The sequence below is a fragment of the Streptomyces sp. A01 genome (assembly GCF_059026195.1).
The window spans coordinates 185,563-199,196 of record NZ_JBWLKN010000007.1; the positions used below are offsets into that span (position 1 = coordinate 185,563).

The following is a 13,634-nucleotide window of genomic DNA, read 5'->3' on the forward strand; positions in this document are numbered from 1 at the left end:
TTCGTTTATGGGTGACCAGGGGCGTATACCTGGACGTAAACCCTGGTTCATGTCACGTGATCTCGGAGGACACCAGTGGGACGACTCTTCGGTACGGACGGTGTGCGCGGTGTCGCCAACGCCGACCTGACAGCGGAGCTCGCGCTCGGCCTGTCGGTCGCCGCAGCGCATGTGCTCGCCGAGGCGGGCACGTTTGAAGGCCATCGGCCAGTGGCGGTGGTGGGGCGTGATCCGCGCGCGTCCGGGGAGTTCCTGGAGGCGGCCGTGGTGGCCGGCCTGGCCAGTGCGGGCGTGGACGTCCTGCGGGTGGGCGTGCTGCCGACCCCGGCCGTCGCCTATCTGACGGGCGCGCTCGGCGCTGACCTCGGGGTCATGCTGTCGGCCAGCCACAACCCGATGCCGGACAACGGCATCAAGTTCTTCGCGCGCGGCGGCCACAAGCTCGCCGACGAGCTGGAGAACCGCATCGAGGAAACGTACCGGTCGCACGCCTCCGGCCAGCCGTGGGAGCGGCCGACCGGCGCGGGCGTGGGCCGGGTCACGACGTACGACGCGGGCTTCGACAACTACGTCGCGCACCTGATCGGCGTACTGCCGAACCGGCTTGACGGGCTGAAGGTCATCATCGACGGCGCGCACGGCGCCGCCGCGCGGGTCTCCCCGGAGGCGTTCGCGCGGGCCGGTGCCGAGGTCATCACGATCGGCACCGACCCCGACGGCCTCAACATCAACGACGAGTGCGGCTCCACGCACCTCGCGAAGCTGCGCGCCGCCGTCGTCGAGCACGGCGCCGCGCTCGGTGTCGCCCACGACGGTGACGCCGACCGCTGCCTGGCGGTGGACGCGGACGGCGCGGAGATCGACGGTGACCAGATCCTCGCCGTACTGGCGCTGGCCATGCGGGACTCCGGCGCGCTGCGCAAGAACACCGTGGTGGCGACCGTGATGTCGAACCTCGGGTTCAAGCTGGCCATGGAGCGCGAGGGGCTGTCCCTGGTACAGACGGCGGTCGGTGACCGCTATGTGCTGGAGGAGATGAAGGAGCACGGCTACGCGCTGGGCGGCGAGCAGTCGGGGCATGTCATCGTCCTCGACCACGCGACCACCGGCGACGGCACGCTGACCGGTCTGCTGCTGGCCGCGCGAGTCGCCGCGACCGGCCGCTCGCTGGCCGACCTCGCCGGGGTCATGGAGCGGCTGCCGCAGATCCTGATCAACGTGCCCGACGTGGACAAGTCCCGGGTGACGACCTCGGCCGAGCTGCGCGTCGCGGTCAGCGACGCCGAGCGCGAACTGGGCGCGACGGGCCGGGTGCTGCTGCGTTCCTCGGGCACCGAGCCGCTGGTCCGCGTCATGGTCGAGGCCGCCGACATCGACCAGGCCCGCTCGGTCGCCGGCCGACTGGCCGATGTGGTGAAGTCCTCGCTGGGGTAGGGCTGTTCCGCTCCCTTTCCTCGTGTGACGGGGTGTTGTCATGGCCCGCCGGGTGGTTGTCCGGCGGGCCGTGGTGTTGTGCGGGCCGTCCCGGGCTCCGCGCCGGTCCCCTGTCGGCGGACCGCGTGCGGGCCCCGGTCCGTCCGGCGCTGCGTCCCCGCAGCGGTTTGGCCGACGGCGCGCTCTGCCGTCGTGTGGTCAGCGTTGGGGCCCGGTTGTCCGCAGGGCCGGTTCGCCGGTGACCGCGCGGTCGGTGGCCTTGAGGCTGGTGGCGGTGCTGGTGGCGGCGCTGGTGCCCGTGGGGTCGGCGGCTGGTGCGTCGGTGTCCCGTGCGTCGGTGGGCGTGGTGCCGGGGATCGTCGGTGCGCCGGGTTCTGCGAGGTCGTCAGGCGCCGCGTCGGGGCGGGTGCGCGGCAGCAGGGTGACGGCCAGTACGGCCAGGGCGATGGCGAGCAGGGCGCTGATGCCGCTGACGAGGTTCAGGCCGTCCGTGAACGCGCTTCGGGCGGGGTCGAGGAGCTGGTCACGCAACTGGTCGGGGAGGTCGCCCGCGGTGGCCGTGGCATCGGCCAGGCTTTCGCGTACGGGCTCGGCCTCCGCGGCCGGGGCCGACTCGGGTACGGCGTCGGCCATCTGGTCGCGGTAGACGGCGGCGCCCACGGTCCCCAGAACGGCGACTCCCAGCGCGACGCCCAACTCGGTGCCGGTCTCGGACATCGCGGCGGCTGAGCCCGCTTTCTCCGGTGGGGCCGCCCCGACGATCAGGTCGGTTCCCAGCACGAACATCGGGCTGACGCCCAGGTAGACGATGACGAAGCCGGTCACGAGGACGGGCAGCCCGGAGACGCTGCCGACCTGGGTGAGGATCAGGTAACCGATCGCCGAGACCGCCAGTGACGCCCCGAGAAGGTACGCGGCCGGAATCTTGCGGGCGAGAGCGGGAGTCAGGGTGGACGCGACGATGAGCGCCCCGGCGGCGGGCAGCAGCCACAGCCCCGCTTCGAGCGCCGACAGCCCCTCGACCAGCTGCGTGAACTGGGTGATGAACAGATAGACCCCGCCCAGGGCCGCGATGCCGAACAGCTGGATGCCCAGGGCGGCGTTGAAGGAACGGTTCCTGAACAGGGAGACGTCGATCAGCGGACTTGCCAGCCCGGACTGGCGGCGTACGAACACCACACCGAGGACCAGACCGCCCGCCAGGACGAGGGCGGGGAGCACGGCGAGGCCGGTCTTGGCCAGTTCCTTGATGCCGTAGACGACGGGCAGGATCGCCGCCAGGGACAGGGCGACACTGGGCAGGTCCACGCGTCCGGCCTGCCGGTCGCGGTACTCGGGGAGCAGCACCGGCGCGGCCACCAGCAGCAGGGCCATCACCGGCACGCCCAGCAGGAAGACCGAGCCCCACCAGAACGACTGGAGCAGCACGCCGCCGAGCACGGGGCCAAGCGCCACACCGGCCGAGAAGCAGGTCGCCCAGACGCCGATGGCCGTCCCGCGCTGCCGGGGATCGCGGAACATGGTGGTGATGAGCGCGAGGGTGGACGGCATGAGGGTCGCCCCGGCCACCCCGAGCAGTGCGCGGGCCGCGATGAGCATGCCGGGGCTGGTGGAGTAGGCGGCGCACGCCGAGGCGACGCCGAACGCGGCTGACCCGATCATCAGCAGCTTCCGGCGGCCGATCCGGTCGCCCAGCGTCCCCATGGTGACCAGGCAACCGGCGATCATGAAGCCGTAGATATCGACGATCCAGAGCAGCTCGCTGCCGCTGGGCTGGAGTGCCAGGCTCAGGTGGGGGACGGCCAGGTACAGCACGGTGGCGTCCATGGCGAGCAGGAGGGTGGGGAGGGCGAGGACGGCCAGCCCGAGCCATTCCCGGGGGCCTGCCAGTCGGTGGCTGGTGTCCCGGTACGGCGCACGGGTCGTTTCGGTTGGCATGCCGCGTAAGCTAAACCCTCACGTCGATGTCAGAGTCAACTCCCTTCGCGGGCGAGCTGTGTTGCCACGTGTTACTTGATGTGTGTTACTTGCCATTTGTCACTTTCCATTTGCCACTTGTCACGTGTCTGTGGAGTGCGCGTCGTCTTCGGTGAGTGCGGTCTGTGGCGTGGGTGCGGGCGGAGTTCGGGGAGGTCACATGCGCATCGGGGCGTTGTCCCGGCTGACCGGAGTCAGCGAACGGGCGTTGCGGTACTACGAGGAGCAGGGGCTGCTGCATCCGCTGCGGCGGCCGAGCGGGTATCGCGAATACAGCGAGGATCACGTCCAGACGGTGCGGCACATCCGGACGCTGCTCTCCGCCGGACTCAGTACCGTGACCATTGCCGACGTCCTGCCCTGCATGGTCGTCAACGGCGGGCAGCTCGCCGCCGACTGCCCCGAACTGCTCGACGACCTTGCCAGGGAACGCGCCCGGATCAGCGCGGCCATGGACGAACTCCGCGCCGCCCGCGACATACTGGACGGCATCGTCGCCGCGCCCGTGCCCGCCGGGGCCGCGTGGGACGGCGACCGCGACGAGCCCGCCGACGCGGTGGCCGAAGCGCCGTACGCGCTGCGTCGCGGCTGAACACCGGGCGCCCGAGGGTTTCTACGTCTGTGGCGTACGCGATGTTCGGGACGCGCGGGATGTGCGGGATGCGCGTGGTGTTCGGGTCGTACGTGGCAGCAGGAGCGCTGCCAGCGCGCTGACCACGGCGCCCGCCGTGACGAGCAGTGCCGTCTGGTGGATGGCGTGCGCCGACAGGTGCGCCGTCACCGGGTCTCCGGCGCCGGACAGATACACGCTTCCGTACGCGGCGACCCCCAGCACCTGGGCGACCTGCGCGGCGGTGGTCAGGACGCCGCTGGCGTCCGCGGCGTCGGCGGGAGCGACCCCGGCCAGCGCGACAGTCAGCAGCGGGCTGGTGATATAGCCCATGCCCAGCCCGCAGACCAACTGCCACGCGGGCAGGGCGAGGCCACCGTCACCGCCCGTGCGCATGCCGAGCCCGATCGCGCCGTAGCCGATGGCCGCCACCGCGCAGGCCGTGGCGATCATCGGCCGATGCCACCGCGCGGGAACCTTCCGCCAGGTGAGGCTTCCCGTCGCCACCCCGATGGCGAGCGGCGCGAAGGTCAGGCCGGTACGGGTCGCCGACTGGCCGAGCCCGGACTGGAGATGCTGGGAGAAGGCGAACAGGAACCCGGCGTACCCGGCCATCGCGAAGAACAGCGCCGTCGCCCCGGACGCCAGACCCGGGGCCTTCAGCACCCGGCCTGGCACCAGCGGCGCGCCCCCGCGGCGCGCGACGGCCCGCTCGACCAGGACGAACACGCCGAACATCGGGGCCGACGCGATGAGCGAGACCTTCGCCCACACCGGCCAGTGCTGGTCGTGGCCCAGCACCAGCGGCACGACCAGCAGAAGCAGCGCCGTGGTGAGGGTGGCCAGGCCCGGGAGGTCCAGGCTCTTGGCCGCCGCGGGTTTGCCGGGCGGCAGTACGCGTAGTCCGGCGGCCACCAGCAGGACGCCGACCGGCACGTTGATCAGGAACACCGGCCGCCAGCCGGTCCCGAGCACATCCGCGCTGACCAGCAGGCCACCGACCACCTGACCGGCCACGACACCGAGGCCGATCACCGCCGCGTACAGGCTCAGCGCGCGTGCCCGCTCGGCCCCTTCGAACCTCAGCTGAATCAGGCTGTAGACCTGAGGCATCATCAGCGCCGCGCCGACGCCCTGCACCACGCGGGCGCCGATCAGGAGACCCGCGCCCGGGGCGAGACCGCAGGCGAGGGAGGACGCGGTGAAGGTGACCAGCCCGTACAGGAACATGGCCCGGAATCCGCTACGGGCTCCGAGGCGGGCGCCGGTGACCAGCAGCGCGGCGTAGGCGATGGTGTAGCCGGAGACGATCCACTGGAGCGCGGAGCCGTTTACGTGGAGGTCCGTGCCGATCGTCGGGGTGGCGACGTTGACGATGGTCGAGTCGAGCAGCGCCATGAAGACCGCGCCCAGCAGGACGACGAGCATGCGGTTGCCGCCGCGTCTGGCGTCCTGCGGCTGTTCCTGTGTCTGTTCCTGTGTCTGTTCCTGGTCCTGTCCGGGGTCGGGGGCGGGGTCGGGTTCACGTCCCGGTGGCTGTTCGTGCTCGTGCTTGTGTGTGGCGGTGGCGGTGGCGGTGGCGGTGTGCGCTGGCATTGGGCGCGCGGGGTGCCGCGTGGTTTCGCTCATGGCGCCGATGATCCCGATGCCCGCAGGGGGGTACCAGATACCAGCTCATCCTGGTACCCGGGGGTATCTGGTACCCCCTTGATGTCATGGAGCAGGATGATGGGGTGACGGTCATCGATCCCAGTGCTCCGCGCCGTACCGAGCTGGCCGCCTTCCTGAGGGCTCGCCGTGAACGCATCACCCCCGAGGAGGCCGGCCTCCCGAGCAGGCGTCGCCGTCGTACGCCCGGGCTGCGCCGTGAGGAGGTCGCCGAGCTGGCCGGGGTCGGGGTGGTCTGGTACACGTGGCTGGAGCAGGGGCGGCAGATCAACCCCAGCGTCCAGGTGCTCGACGCGATCGCCAGGACGCTGCGGCTCGACTCGACCGAGGTCGGCTATCTCTACCGGCTCGTGGACGCCCCCAGCGCCCCGGCCGGTGCGCCGACGGACCCGCAGCCGACGCAGAACCAGGTCATTCTGGACGCCTTGACCCCGCTGCCCGCGACGATCACGAGCGCCCGTTACGACGTTCTCGCGTTCAATGACGCCTACGCGGCGCTCGACCCGTCCATGGCGCTGCTGCCACGGGCCCGGCGTAATGTGCTGTGGCATCTGTTCACCGCCGACGAGCGGGTGCAGCCGCTCGTCGACTGGGAGCGGGAGGTCTCCTTCATGGTCGCCCAGCTGCGGGCCGAGTTCGGCCGCCGCGTCAACGACCCGTACTGGACCGAGTTCATCGGGCAGCTGTCCGCCGAGAGCCCGCGTTTCGCCGCCATGTGGGCGCGGCAGGAGGTCGCCGCGCCGACCGCCCGCAGCAAGTCGTTCTGGACGGTGGACGGAGACGAGATCACGGTGACCACGTCCGCCTTCGCGGCGGTCTCCACGCCCGACAGCAAGCTGTGGGTCTACACGCCGGACAGTCCTGCGACGGCGCGGCTGCTGGACGGCCTCATCGACCGCTACCGGCGGCTGGGACCGGCGGGCTTGCTGGCCAGTGGGACGCGCTCCGGCGCGCCGTGAGGCGGCTGGCCGCTTGTGCTAGCCGTTTGTGACGCGGCTGGTCGCTGGAAGCGGTCGTGCGACCGCTTCCAGCGACCATGGCGTTCGGGGTGGCAGAGGTCAGAGCGGCAGGCCGTAGCCCGTGCACTCCGGCTTGAAGTCCGGGTCGTTCGCGCCGAACGCGTTCACGACGTTCTGGACGGCCGGTCCGTCGAGGAACATGCCGACGTGGCCGACCGGGTCCTTCGGGCACTGGTCCTGGATGAGGACGTTCCTGACGTTGTCGCCCTTGAGGAAGGCGTTGCCGTACGGGGTGATCACCTTGTCGTGCTTGGTCTGGAGCACCACGTAGTTCACGCCCGGCACGGTGTCCCCGTCGGCCCACAGGGCCTTCTGGAACTCCGAGTTGATCTCCTGCTGCTGGAGGCCGGGCAGGCCGACCCAGTTGAAGATGTTGTTGACGAAGCCGAGGACGCCCAGCGCCTCGCCGAGGTTGGTCAGGCCGCTCAGGGTGGTGCCGTGGTTGCTCGGTGACATGGCGACGAAGGTGTTGACCTTGCTGGCGCCGCCCAGCCGCTTGAGGTAGTAGTTCGGCATCATGCCGCCCTGGGAGTGGCCGAGGACGTTGACCTTCTTGGCACCGGTGGTGGCCAGCACCTTGTTGACGAAGGAGTCCATCGTCTTCGCCGAGGCGGATATGTCGGCGAGGCCGCCGACGCGGCTGAGCGACAGGTGGTTCATGCCGTAGTTGAAGGCGAAGACGCAGTGGCCCTCGTTGGCGAGGGTCGGAGCGAGCCGTGCCCAGTTCGAGCCGAGGTTCACGCCGGTGGCGTGCACGAGGACGACGGGGTACGGGTGCTCCTTGGTGGGCTTACAGTCCCAGTTGTTGGCCCCGGCGACGGACCCGGGGCGGAGGAGGAAGTTGCTGACGGCCTGCGACAGCCCGCCGACCGGGAGGTCCCGCTGCTCTTCTGCCTGGGCCGGGCCCGCGGTGGTCAGGGCCGTGGCGCCCAGACACAGCGCGGTACCGACCGCGGCTATCCAGCGGCGCGCCGCGCGCAGTGGGCGTGGCGGGCGGGCGCGGAAGGATGCTCTTGCCATGGTTCCTCCAGGGGAAGGCGCGCGGCGTCCGGGCATGCCGGAGCCGCCTGTGGGGTGGGAGTGCGCATGCCACTCGTGGGGCGAGGGCTGTGCCGGGTGAAGCGGGCGTGAACGGTGCCGCGCACCGGGGCATGGCGGCACACGGGCACGGCACGGCGACGGTCAGGGCGAAGGCCGCGCGGGTACGGCGGCCGCACCCTGGGCGCAGGCGTGCCAGGTGATGCGGTGAGCTGGGAGAGCTAGGCGAGCTGGGTGAGCTGAGCGTCAGCCGGTGTCCGGCGCCGCGTCCGTGTCGGCGCCGCGCGTGCGGCTGTGTGCTCCGTGCTCCGTGTTCCTTGATGTGGCGCGGCTGTGGCGGTTCCCGGTTGGTAGGTCGTGCGTCCCTGCCGTGGCCGGGGCGGGGGCGGTGCCGGGGAGCGCGTCAGCCGTCGGCCGGTGCTCGGTTCCTCGTGGCGCTGCGGGCGATGGCGGCAATGGGGCCGATGGCGGCGACCGTCGGACGCGCCGTGCGCGACGCGCCCGCCGTACGGGCCGAAGCGGCGGCGGGCCCGCCGACGTACGCGTCAACCAGCTCTCTACGTAGCGGAGTTGGTCGCTCCATAAAACCTGCCTCGCCGTTGACGCAGTCCGAAAAGGTGCGTGTTCAGAACGTGTTACCTGACGGTAAAGCTGGGGCGGTCGCCTGACAAGGGCTTCGCGCGAGGAGAATCGCGGGACACCTGTCACGGGGAGTCCGAAGGAGGTGCCGGTGGCTGGTGCTGCGAAGCAGCCCACAGGTAGGTACGCGGGAAAAACGGCGACGGAGCGCCGCGCGGAACGACGGCGGCGGCTGATCGACGCCGGGTTGCAGCTGTTCGGCGACAGCCCTGGATATCGCGCCACATCGGTCACCGCCCTGTGCGAAGAGGCGGGCCTGTCGACGCGGCAGTTCTACGAGGAGTTCAGCAACCTGGAGGAGGTGCTGACCGTCCTCCATCTCCAGGTCAACGGCTGGGCCGAGGAGGCAGCCGTGGCGGCGCTCGGCGAAGTCGCCGACGGCACGGTCGAGGAGCGGGCGACCGCCGCGTTCCGCGCGTACGCCGAGGCCGTGACCTGCGACCCGCGCCGCACCCGCATCGCGTTCATCGAGGTGGTCGGCGTCAGCCCGGAGTTTGAACGCCACCGGATGGCGCGCCGGGTGCGGTGGGCGGAGCTGATTCTCGCCGAACTGACGACAGCCTCCGCCCGTGGCGAGGCCGCCACCCGCGACTACCGGGTAGCGGCCGCCGCCCTCGTCGGCGCGGTCAACGGCCTCCTCCACGACTGGTCGGCGGGCTATGTGGACGTGACCCTCGACGCGATCGTGAACGAGTTGGTGTTGATGCTTGTCGGCATGCTGCGGCCCTGTGGATGGCCGGGCGGTGGTCCGGAGCGGTGACCGGCGCTCCGGCTACGTCACGGGTGCCGACCGCGGCGGGGAGCGTCAGCGAACTGGTCGGCGCAGAAGGGGAGTTCTCTGGTGCCCCGCTCCGCGAGCGGGAGGAAGCGGACGGGCAGCGCGGCCCATTCGATACGGGTGTCGTTGACCGTCACGGAGAAGGTGACGGTCCCGCCGTGCCTCAGCTGGCACAGGGCGATCCACTGGCCGTGGTCCAGCCACGTGTGGGCGCGTTGCGCTTCGGTCAGCGGGAGGGCGGACACGATGACCCGTAAGGCCACCCGAATCCAGATGAGCGCCTGGGTAGGCGTGCCGACCTCTCTTGACTGCGGCATCGCGTAGGCGGTGTGGCTCGTGACCGGGGTGAAGGTGGTGCAGGTGCACCAGTAGCCGGGGCGGGGGCGGAGCGGTGCGTGGTCGTGCATGGCGTGCCTTCGCTACGAGTGCGGGGTGGGAGTGGGGATGTGGCTCGGAGGCTGGATCGGCAGGTGGACCCACACCGTCTTGCCTGACCTTCGCGGCCGGACCCCCCAGCGCGCGGAGAGCGCGCTCACGATGAGCAGGCCCCTGCCGGAGGTGTCCTCCGGGCCCGCCTTCTGCGGCTCAGGCCGCTGCCACGGGCACGAGTCCGAGACTTCCAGGACGAGAACGCCCCGTCTGCGCCGTATGACGACCTCGAAGGACGGGCCCGCGTCCCCCGTGTGGATGACCGCGTTGGCGGCCAGCTCGCTGACGATGGCGACAGCCGTGTCGGCCAGTGGCTGAAGCTTCCACTGAATGAGGAGGGCCGCCACGTGGTGGCGTGCTTCGGCCACCGAGTCTCGGCGGACCTGGAAACTCTTGACGTGCGTGCGCCCGGACATACGTCCCCCAAGGTCAGTTGGCGGGCGGGATTTTGATCACGCAGTGACCTGATGCGGCGACACTGTGTGACGCGATTCACGGTAGACCGCGATCGCGGCCATGCGCAACTGTGCGCTACTCGCGAAATCGCGGATAACTCCCCGTCGTCAACGGGCTAGTGTGTAGCGTCCGTTCCTATGCAGACTGGTTACAGGCAGTGGAGGAGGGGACATGCCCGCAGGCGGACGTCCTACCGTGCGAAGTAGGCGCCTGGGTGCGGCCCTTCGGCGGTACCGCGAATCGGCGAAGCTTGATCAGCAGCACGCGGCTGAGCACATCGCGGGATCGAAGACGAAGGTCAGCAGGATCGAAGCGGGACAGGTCTCGGCCCGGCCCGGTGACGTGCGATTGATGCTGGAGTTGTACGGGGTCGAGGAGCGGGATGTTTATCTACGGCTCGAACAGCTCGCTCGTGACTCGAATAAGCGCGGCTGGTGGCTCAACTATCCGTGGGCTTCAAAAGAAGAGGGTTACGCCGACTTCATCACGCTGGAGACGGACGCTACCTACATCCGGACCTGGCAGCCGCTCTTCATCCCTGGCTTGCTTCAGACGGACGACTACCTCAAGACCCTTCTCGCCGCGGGACTCGACTGCCATACCCCGGAAGCCGTCGATGAGATGGTCGCCGTCAGGCAGGCCCGGCGGCGTGTGATCGAGGAGACCGGTACGCGGTTCGCGGCTGTTATTTGGGAGCCAGCTCTTACGTCCCCCATGCCCTCGCGGAAGATTCACCGCGAGCAACTGGTTCACATCCACAGTGTGGCTCAGCGGCAGAACGTCAGTGTTCAGGTCCTCCCGGTAACAGAGTGGCTAGCCGCTCACATGACCTCACACTTCGTCATGTTCAGCTTCGGTCCTGAGCCTGCTCCCGAGGCTGTCGGGTACGACACGACGACGAGCACGGTCATCCTCGAAGACCTGGACGCCATGGCAAGACATGCGCAGCTCTTCGAAGCCTTGCGGTCGGCGGCGCTCACCCCCGACAACAGCCTGTCTTTCCTTGAGAAGGCGATAAGAGACGTCGACGAGAGCGAGAAAGCAGCGGAATGAAGAATCGGGAAATCGTGACCGCTTTCAGGAAGGCCAGTGCCTCACAGGGAGGTACGCAGGACTGCGTGGAGGTCGCCCGTACCGCCGACGGTGGCCGCGCGGTCCGGGACAGCAAGAACCCCGACGCCGGTACGCAGTTCTACACGCCGGGCGAGTGGGCCGCGTTCGTCGCGGGTGTGAAGGCCGGGGAGTTTGACGACTGATACCACCACCCCCGCGCAGCGGTAAGAAGCGTCCCGGAGCGAGAGAGACGGAGACGGCATGAAGAACCAGGAAATAGTCGGCCCGTTCATCAAGTCAACTGCTTCGGCGGGGCAGAACACGGAGTGTGTTGAAGTCGCCCGCACCGCCGACGGTGGCCGCGCGGTGCGGGACAGCAAGAACCCCGACGCCGGTACGCAGTTCTATACGCCCGGCGAGTGGGCCGCGTTCGTCGCCGGTGTGAAGGCCGGGGAGTTCGACGACTGACAGCCCCGACACAAAACACAGGACACGGCCCGGGACGTCACGTCCCGGGCCGTGCGTGCCGGGACCAGTACAGCCGCTGCGCCAGCAGCGTCAGTGTTCCGGCGATGACGATGCCCGCCAGGTTCAGCAGGAGTTGTTCGGTGGAGCCCCACGCCTGGCGGTATTCGCTGTAGCCGAGGGCCACGGCGGCGTTGGCGGCGGCCGGGACCGTGGTGACCGAGATGGCCACGCCCACCAGGGCGCCGGACTTCGCCGAGGTGAGGGAGAGCATTCCGGCGACACCGGCGAGGAAGGCCACGACGAAGGAGAACCAGTCGGGCCGGTAGATGAAGGCCGTGTTGGGGCGCTCGGCTTCCACGTCGGCCTTGTGGAAGAGGTCCACCGCGTCCATGAACAGGCTGAACAGCGTGGTCATCGCCATCGCCACGGCGAAGCCCACGAGCAGGGCGAGCAGGGAACGCCAGGCCAGTTTCGGGATGCGCCGTACGAGCGCCGTGCACAGCCCGGCCAGCGGGCCGAACTCCGGGCCGACGGCCATCGCGCCGACGATCAGGATCGCGTTGTCGAGCACCACACCGCACGCGGCCAGCATCGTCGCCACGGCGAGGAAGGCGAGGAAGGTCACCGAGAGGGTGGACTCCTCCTGGGTGGCGTCCGTGAGGTGTTCCCACAGCACGGCGTCCGAGCCTGCGCCTGGCGCGTCCGCCTCCGCCTTGGTGGCCCGTGTGGACAGCGACAGGTCGATGTTCTCCACGGCGATGGAGCCCGCGTCGTCGACGCCGAGGTCGCGCAACCGCTTCAGCAGGTCGTCACCGGCCTCGCGCGCGACGTCGCACATGATCACGTCCCCGGCGGGGTCGCGCGCGGCTCCGGTCAGGACCGCGAGATGCGCGGTGCCGACGGTCCGCTCCAGCAGCGAGACCACCTCGTCGGTGCGGTCGGCGGGAAGGTTCAGCCGCAGGTGCAGCATGGTGCTGGGCTCCTCAGAGTTTGCGCAGGCTCAGACGTTGCACCTTATGGTCGGGGCCCTTGCGGAGCACGAGCGCGGCGCGTCCCCTGGTCGGGGCGACGTTCTGCTGGAGGTTGGGTTTGTTGACCGTGCGCCAGATCATCCGCGCGTAGTCCAGCGCCTCCTCCTCGGAGACCTGGGTGTACTTGCGGAAGTACGAGAACGGGTTCTGGAACGCGGTCTCGCGCAGCTTCTTGAACCGGCCCAGGTACCAGCGCTCGATGTCCTCCGTACGGGCGTCCACGTACACGCTGAAGTCGAAGTAGTCGGCGAGCGCGACGCGCGTGCGGCCGTCCTTGCCCGGCAGCGCGGGCTGGAGCACGTTCAGGCCCTCGACGATGAGGATGTCGGGGCGCCGCACCGTCAGCCGCTCGTCCGGCACGATGTCGTAGACCAGGTGCGAGTAGACGGGAGCGGTCACCTCGTCCTTGCCCGCCTTCACGTCGGCCACGAACCGGGTCAGCGCCCTGCGGTCGTACGACTCCGGGAAGCCCTTGCGTGACATCAGCCCGCGCCGGTGCAGCTCGGCGTTGGGGAGCAGGAAGCCGTCAGTGGTCACCAGCTCCACCCGGGGGTGCTCCGGCCAGCGGGCCAGCAGCGCCTGGAGCAGCCGGGCGGTGGTGGACTTGCCGACGGCGACGCTGCCCGCCACCCCTATGACGAAGGGCGTGCCCGGCTGGGCGCCCTGCCCGCTGCCCGCGTCGCCGAGGAAGGTGTTGAGCGCGCCGCGCAGATTGCTGGTGGCGCCGACGTACAGGTTCAGCAGCCGGGACAGCGGCAGGTAGACGTCGCGTACCTCGTCGAGGTCGATGACGTCACCGAGCCCGCGCAGCCGCTCGACCTCCTCCGCCGTCAGCGGCAGCGGGGTCTTCTCCCGAAGCTTGCTCCACTCCGCGCGGGACAGATCGACATACGGGCTCGACTCGGCCCGCCGCTGCGCGCCACCCGCCTGCTGACCGCCCGCCGGACCGTTCGCTTGCTGGCAGCCTGCCTGCTGGCCGCTCACCGAAGACGTGATCACTGAGCCATTGTCGGGGCTGCGGGGGCGGTACGGGG

14 protein-coding genes are annotated in these 13,634 nt (G+C 70.0%); 7 read left to right on the forward strand and 7 right to left on the reverse strand.

What is annotated here, in order from left to right; translation table 11 throughout:
- The first annotated feature begins 75 nt into the window (after positions 1–75).
- Complete coding sequence (glmM, locus tag AC5P1B_RS11935; protein ID WP_493886843.1) at positions 76–1,434, forward strand: phosphoglucosamine mutase; 1,359 nt, start codon at positions 76–78, stop codon at positions 1,432–1,434.
- Positions 1,435–1,632: 198 nt separating this feature from the next.
- On the opposite strand, the gene AC5P1B_RS11940 is transcribed toward glmM, so the two are convergent.
- Positions 1,633–3,372 carry an MFS transporter gene (locus tag AC5P1B_RS11940; RefSeq protein WP_493886845.1) on the reverse strand — a complete coding sequence of 580 codons (1,740 nt, stop codon included), beginning with the start codon at positions 3,370–3,372 and terminating at the stop codon, positions 1,633–1,635.
- Between the two features lie 199 nt (positions 3,373–3,571).
- Here AC5P1B_RS11940 and AC5P1B_RS11945 point away from each other — a divergent pair, with 199 nt between their 5' ends.
- Positions 3,572–4,003, forward strand: coding sequence for a MerR family transcriptional regulator (locus AC5P1B_RS11945; protein WP_493886848.1), 432 nt, complete (start codon positions 3,572–3,574; stop codon positions 4,001–4,003).
- A gap of 21 nt (positions 4,004–4,024) precedes the next feature.
- On the opposite strand, the gene AC5P1B_RS11950 is transcribed toward AC5P1B_RS11945, so the two are convergent.
- Positions 4,025–5,650: an MFS transporter gene (locus AC5P1B_RS11950; RefSeq protein ID WP_493886849.1), complete on the reverse strand. Its 1,626-nt coding sequence runs from the start codon at positions 5,648–5,650 to the stop codon at positions 4,025–4,027.
- Between the two features lie 86 nt (positions 5,651–5,736).
- Here AC5P1B_RS11950 and AC5P1B_RS11955 point away from each other — a divergent pair, with 86 nt between their 5' ends.
- Positions 5,737–6,648 carry a helix-turn-helix transcriptional regulator gene (locus AC5P1B_RS11955; protein ID WP_493886850.1) on the forward strand — a complete coding sequence of 304 codons (912 nt, stop codon included), beginning with the start codon at positions 5,737–5,739 and terminating at the stop codon, positions 6,646–6,648.
- Between the two features lie 99 nt (positions 6,649–6,747).
- On the opposite strand, the gene AC5P1B_RS11960 is transcribed toward AC5P1B_RS11955, so the two are convergent.
- Complete coding sequence (locus tag AC5P1B_RS11960) at positions 6,748–7,728, reverse strand: esterase/lipase family protein (RefSeq protein ID WP_493886851.1); 981 nt, start codon at positions 7,726–7,728, stop codon at positions 6,748–6,750.
- A gap of 748 nt (positions 7,729–8,476) precedes the next feature.
- On the opposite strand from AC5P1B_RS11960, the gene AC5P1B_RS11965 reads away from it, so the two are divergent.
- Positions 8,477–9,145 carry a TetR/AcrR family transcriptional regulator gene (locus AC5P1B_RS11965; protein WP_493886852.1) on the forward strand — a complete coding sequence of 223 codons (669 nt, stop codon included), beginning with the start codon at positions 8,477–8,479 and terminating at the stop codon, positions 9,143–9,145.
- Between the two features lie 17 nt (positions 9,146–9,162).
- On the opposite strand, the gene AC5P1B_RS11970 is transcribed toward AC5P1B_RS11965, so the two are convergent.
- Both AC5P1B_RS11970 and AC5P1B_RS11975 read right to left on the reverse strand, forming a co-directional pair.
- On the reverse strand, positions 9,163–9,570 hold the full coding sequence (locus AC5P1B_RS11970) for a hypothetical protein (protein WP_493886853.1): 408 nt from the start codon (positions 9,568–9,570) through the stop codon (positions 9,163–9,165).
- A gap of 12 nt (positions 9,571–9,582) precedes the next feature.
- A complete protein-coding gene (locus AC5P1B_RS11975; RefSeq protein WP_493886854.1) occupies positions 9,583–10,008 on the reverse strand; it encodes an ATP-binding protein in 426 nt (141 codons plus the stop codon).
- Between the two features lie 211 nt (positions 10,009–10,219).
- Here AC5P1B_RS11975 and AC5P1B_RS11980 point away from each other — a divergent pair, with 211 nt between their 5' ends.
- Genes AC5P1B_RS11980 through AC5P1B_RS11990 form a run of 3 tightly spaced genes read left to right on the forward strand, consistent with a single transcriptional unit; the run spans position 10,220 to position 11,569 of the window.
- Positions 10,220–11,101 (forward strand): helix-turn-helix domain-containing protein, encoded by an 882-nt coding sequence (locus AC5P1B_RS11980; protein ID WP_493886856.1) that lies wholly within the window; start codon positions 10,220–10,222, stop codon positions 11,099–11,101.
- Entirely contained in the window at positions 11,098–11,304 is a 207-nt protein-coding gene (locus AC5P1B_RS11985) for a DUF397 domain-containing protein (protein WP_493886858.1), read from the forward strand. Before AC5P1B_RS11980 ends, AC5P1B_RS11985 begins: the two co-directional genes overlap by 4 nt.
- A 58-nt stretch (positions 11,305–11,362) precedes the next feature.
- Positions 11,363–11,569, forward strand: coding sequence for a DUF397 domain-containing protein (locus tag AC5P1B_RS11990; protein ID WP_493886859.1), 207 nt, complete (start codon positions 11,363–11,365; stop codon positions 11,567–11,569).
- Positions 11,570–11,606: 37 nt separating this feature from the next.
- Here AC5P1B_RS11990 and AC5P1B_RS11995 read toward each other — a convergent pair whose 3' ends face one another.
- Positions 11,607–12,539, reverse strand: coding sequence for a DUF389 domain-containing protein (locus AC5P1B_RS11995; protein ID WP_493886860.1), 933 nt, complete (start codon positions 12,537–12,539; stop codon positions 11,607–11,609).
- Between the two features lie 13 nt (positions 12,540–12,552).
- Positions 12,553–13,599, reverse strand: a complete 1,047-nt coding sequence (coaA, locus tag AC5P1B_RS12000) for a type I pantothenate kinase (RefSeq protein ID WP_493886861.1) — start codon at positions 13,597–13,599, stop codon at positions 12,553–12,555.
- Positions 13,600–13,634: the final 35 nt, after the last annotated feature.

What these genes read in the sequence shown, in the direction of transcription:
- AC5P1B_RS11975 (WP_493886854.1), bottom strand. Translation starts at nt 10,008, where the DNA reads ATGTCCGGGCGCACGCACGTCAAGAGTTTCCAGGTCCGCCGAGACTCG.
- AC5P1B_RS11970 (WP_493886853.1), bottom strand. Translation starts at nt 9,570, where the DNA reads ATGCACGACCACGCACCGCTCCGCCCCCGCCCCGGCTACTGGTGCACC.
- AC5P1B_RS11955 (WP_493886850.1), top strand. Translation starts at nt 5,737, where the DNA reads ATGGAGCAGGATGATGGGGTGACGGTCATCGATCCCAGTGCTCCGCGC.
- AC5P1B_RS11960 (WP_493886851.1), bottom strand. Translation starts at nt 7,728, where the DNA reads ATGGCAAGAGCATCCTTCCGCGCCCGCCCGCCACGCCCACTGCGCGCG.
- AC5P1B_RS11950 (WP_493886849.1), bottom strand. Translation starts at nt 5,650, where the DNA reads ATGAGCGAAACCACGCGGCACCCCGCGCGCCCAATGCCAGCGCACACC.
- AC5P1B_RS11995 (WP_493886860.1), bottom strand. Translation starts at nt 12,539, where the DNA reads ATGCTGCACCTGCGGCTGAACCTTCCCGCCGACCGCACCGACGAGGTG.
- AC5P1B_RS11940 (WP_493886845.1), bottom strand. Translation starts at nt 3,372, where the DNA reads ATGCCAACCGAAACGACCCGTGCGCCGTACCGGGACACCAGCCACCGA.
- AC5P1B_RS11980 (WP_493886856.1), top strand. Translation starts at nt 10,220, where the DNA reads ATGCCCGCAGGCGGACGTCCTACCGTGCGAAGTAGGCGCCTGGGTGCG.
- AC5P1B_RS11985 (WP_493886858.1), top strand. Translation starts at nt 11,098, where the DNA reads ATGAAGAATCGGGAAATCGTGACCGCTTTCAGGAAGGCCAGTGCCTCA.
- AC5P1B_RS11990 (WP_493886859.1), top strand. Translation starts at nt 11,363, where the DNA reads ATGAAGAACCAGGAAATAGTCGGCCCGTTCATCAAGTCAACTGCTTCG.
- AC5P1B_RS11945 (WP_493886848.1), top strand. Translation starts at nt 3,572, where the DNA reads ATGCGCATCGGGGCGTTGTCCCGGCTGACCGGAGTCAGCGAACGGGCG.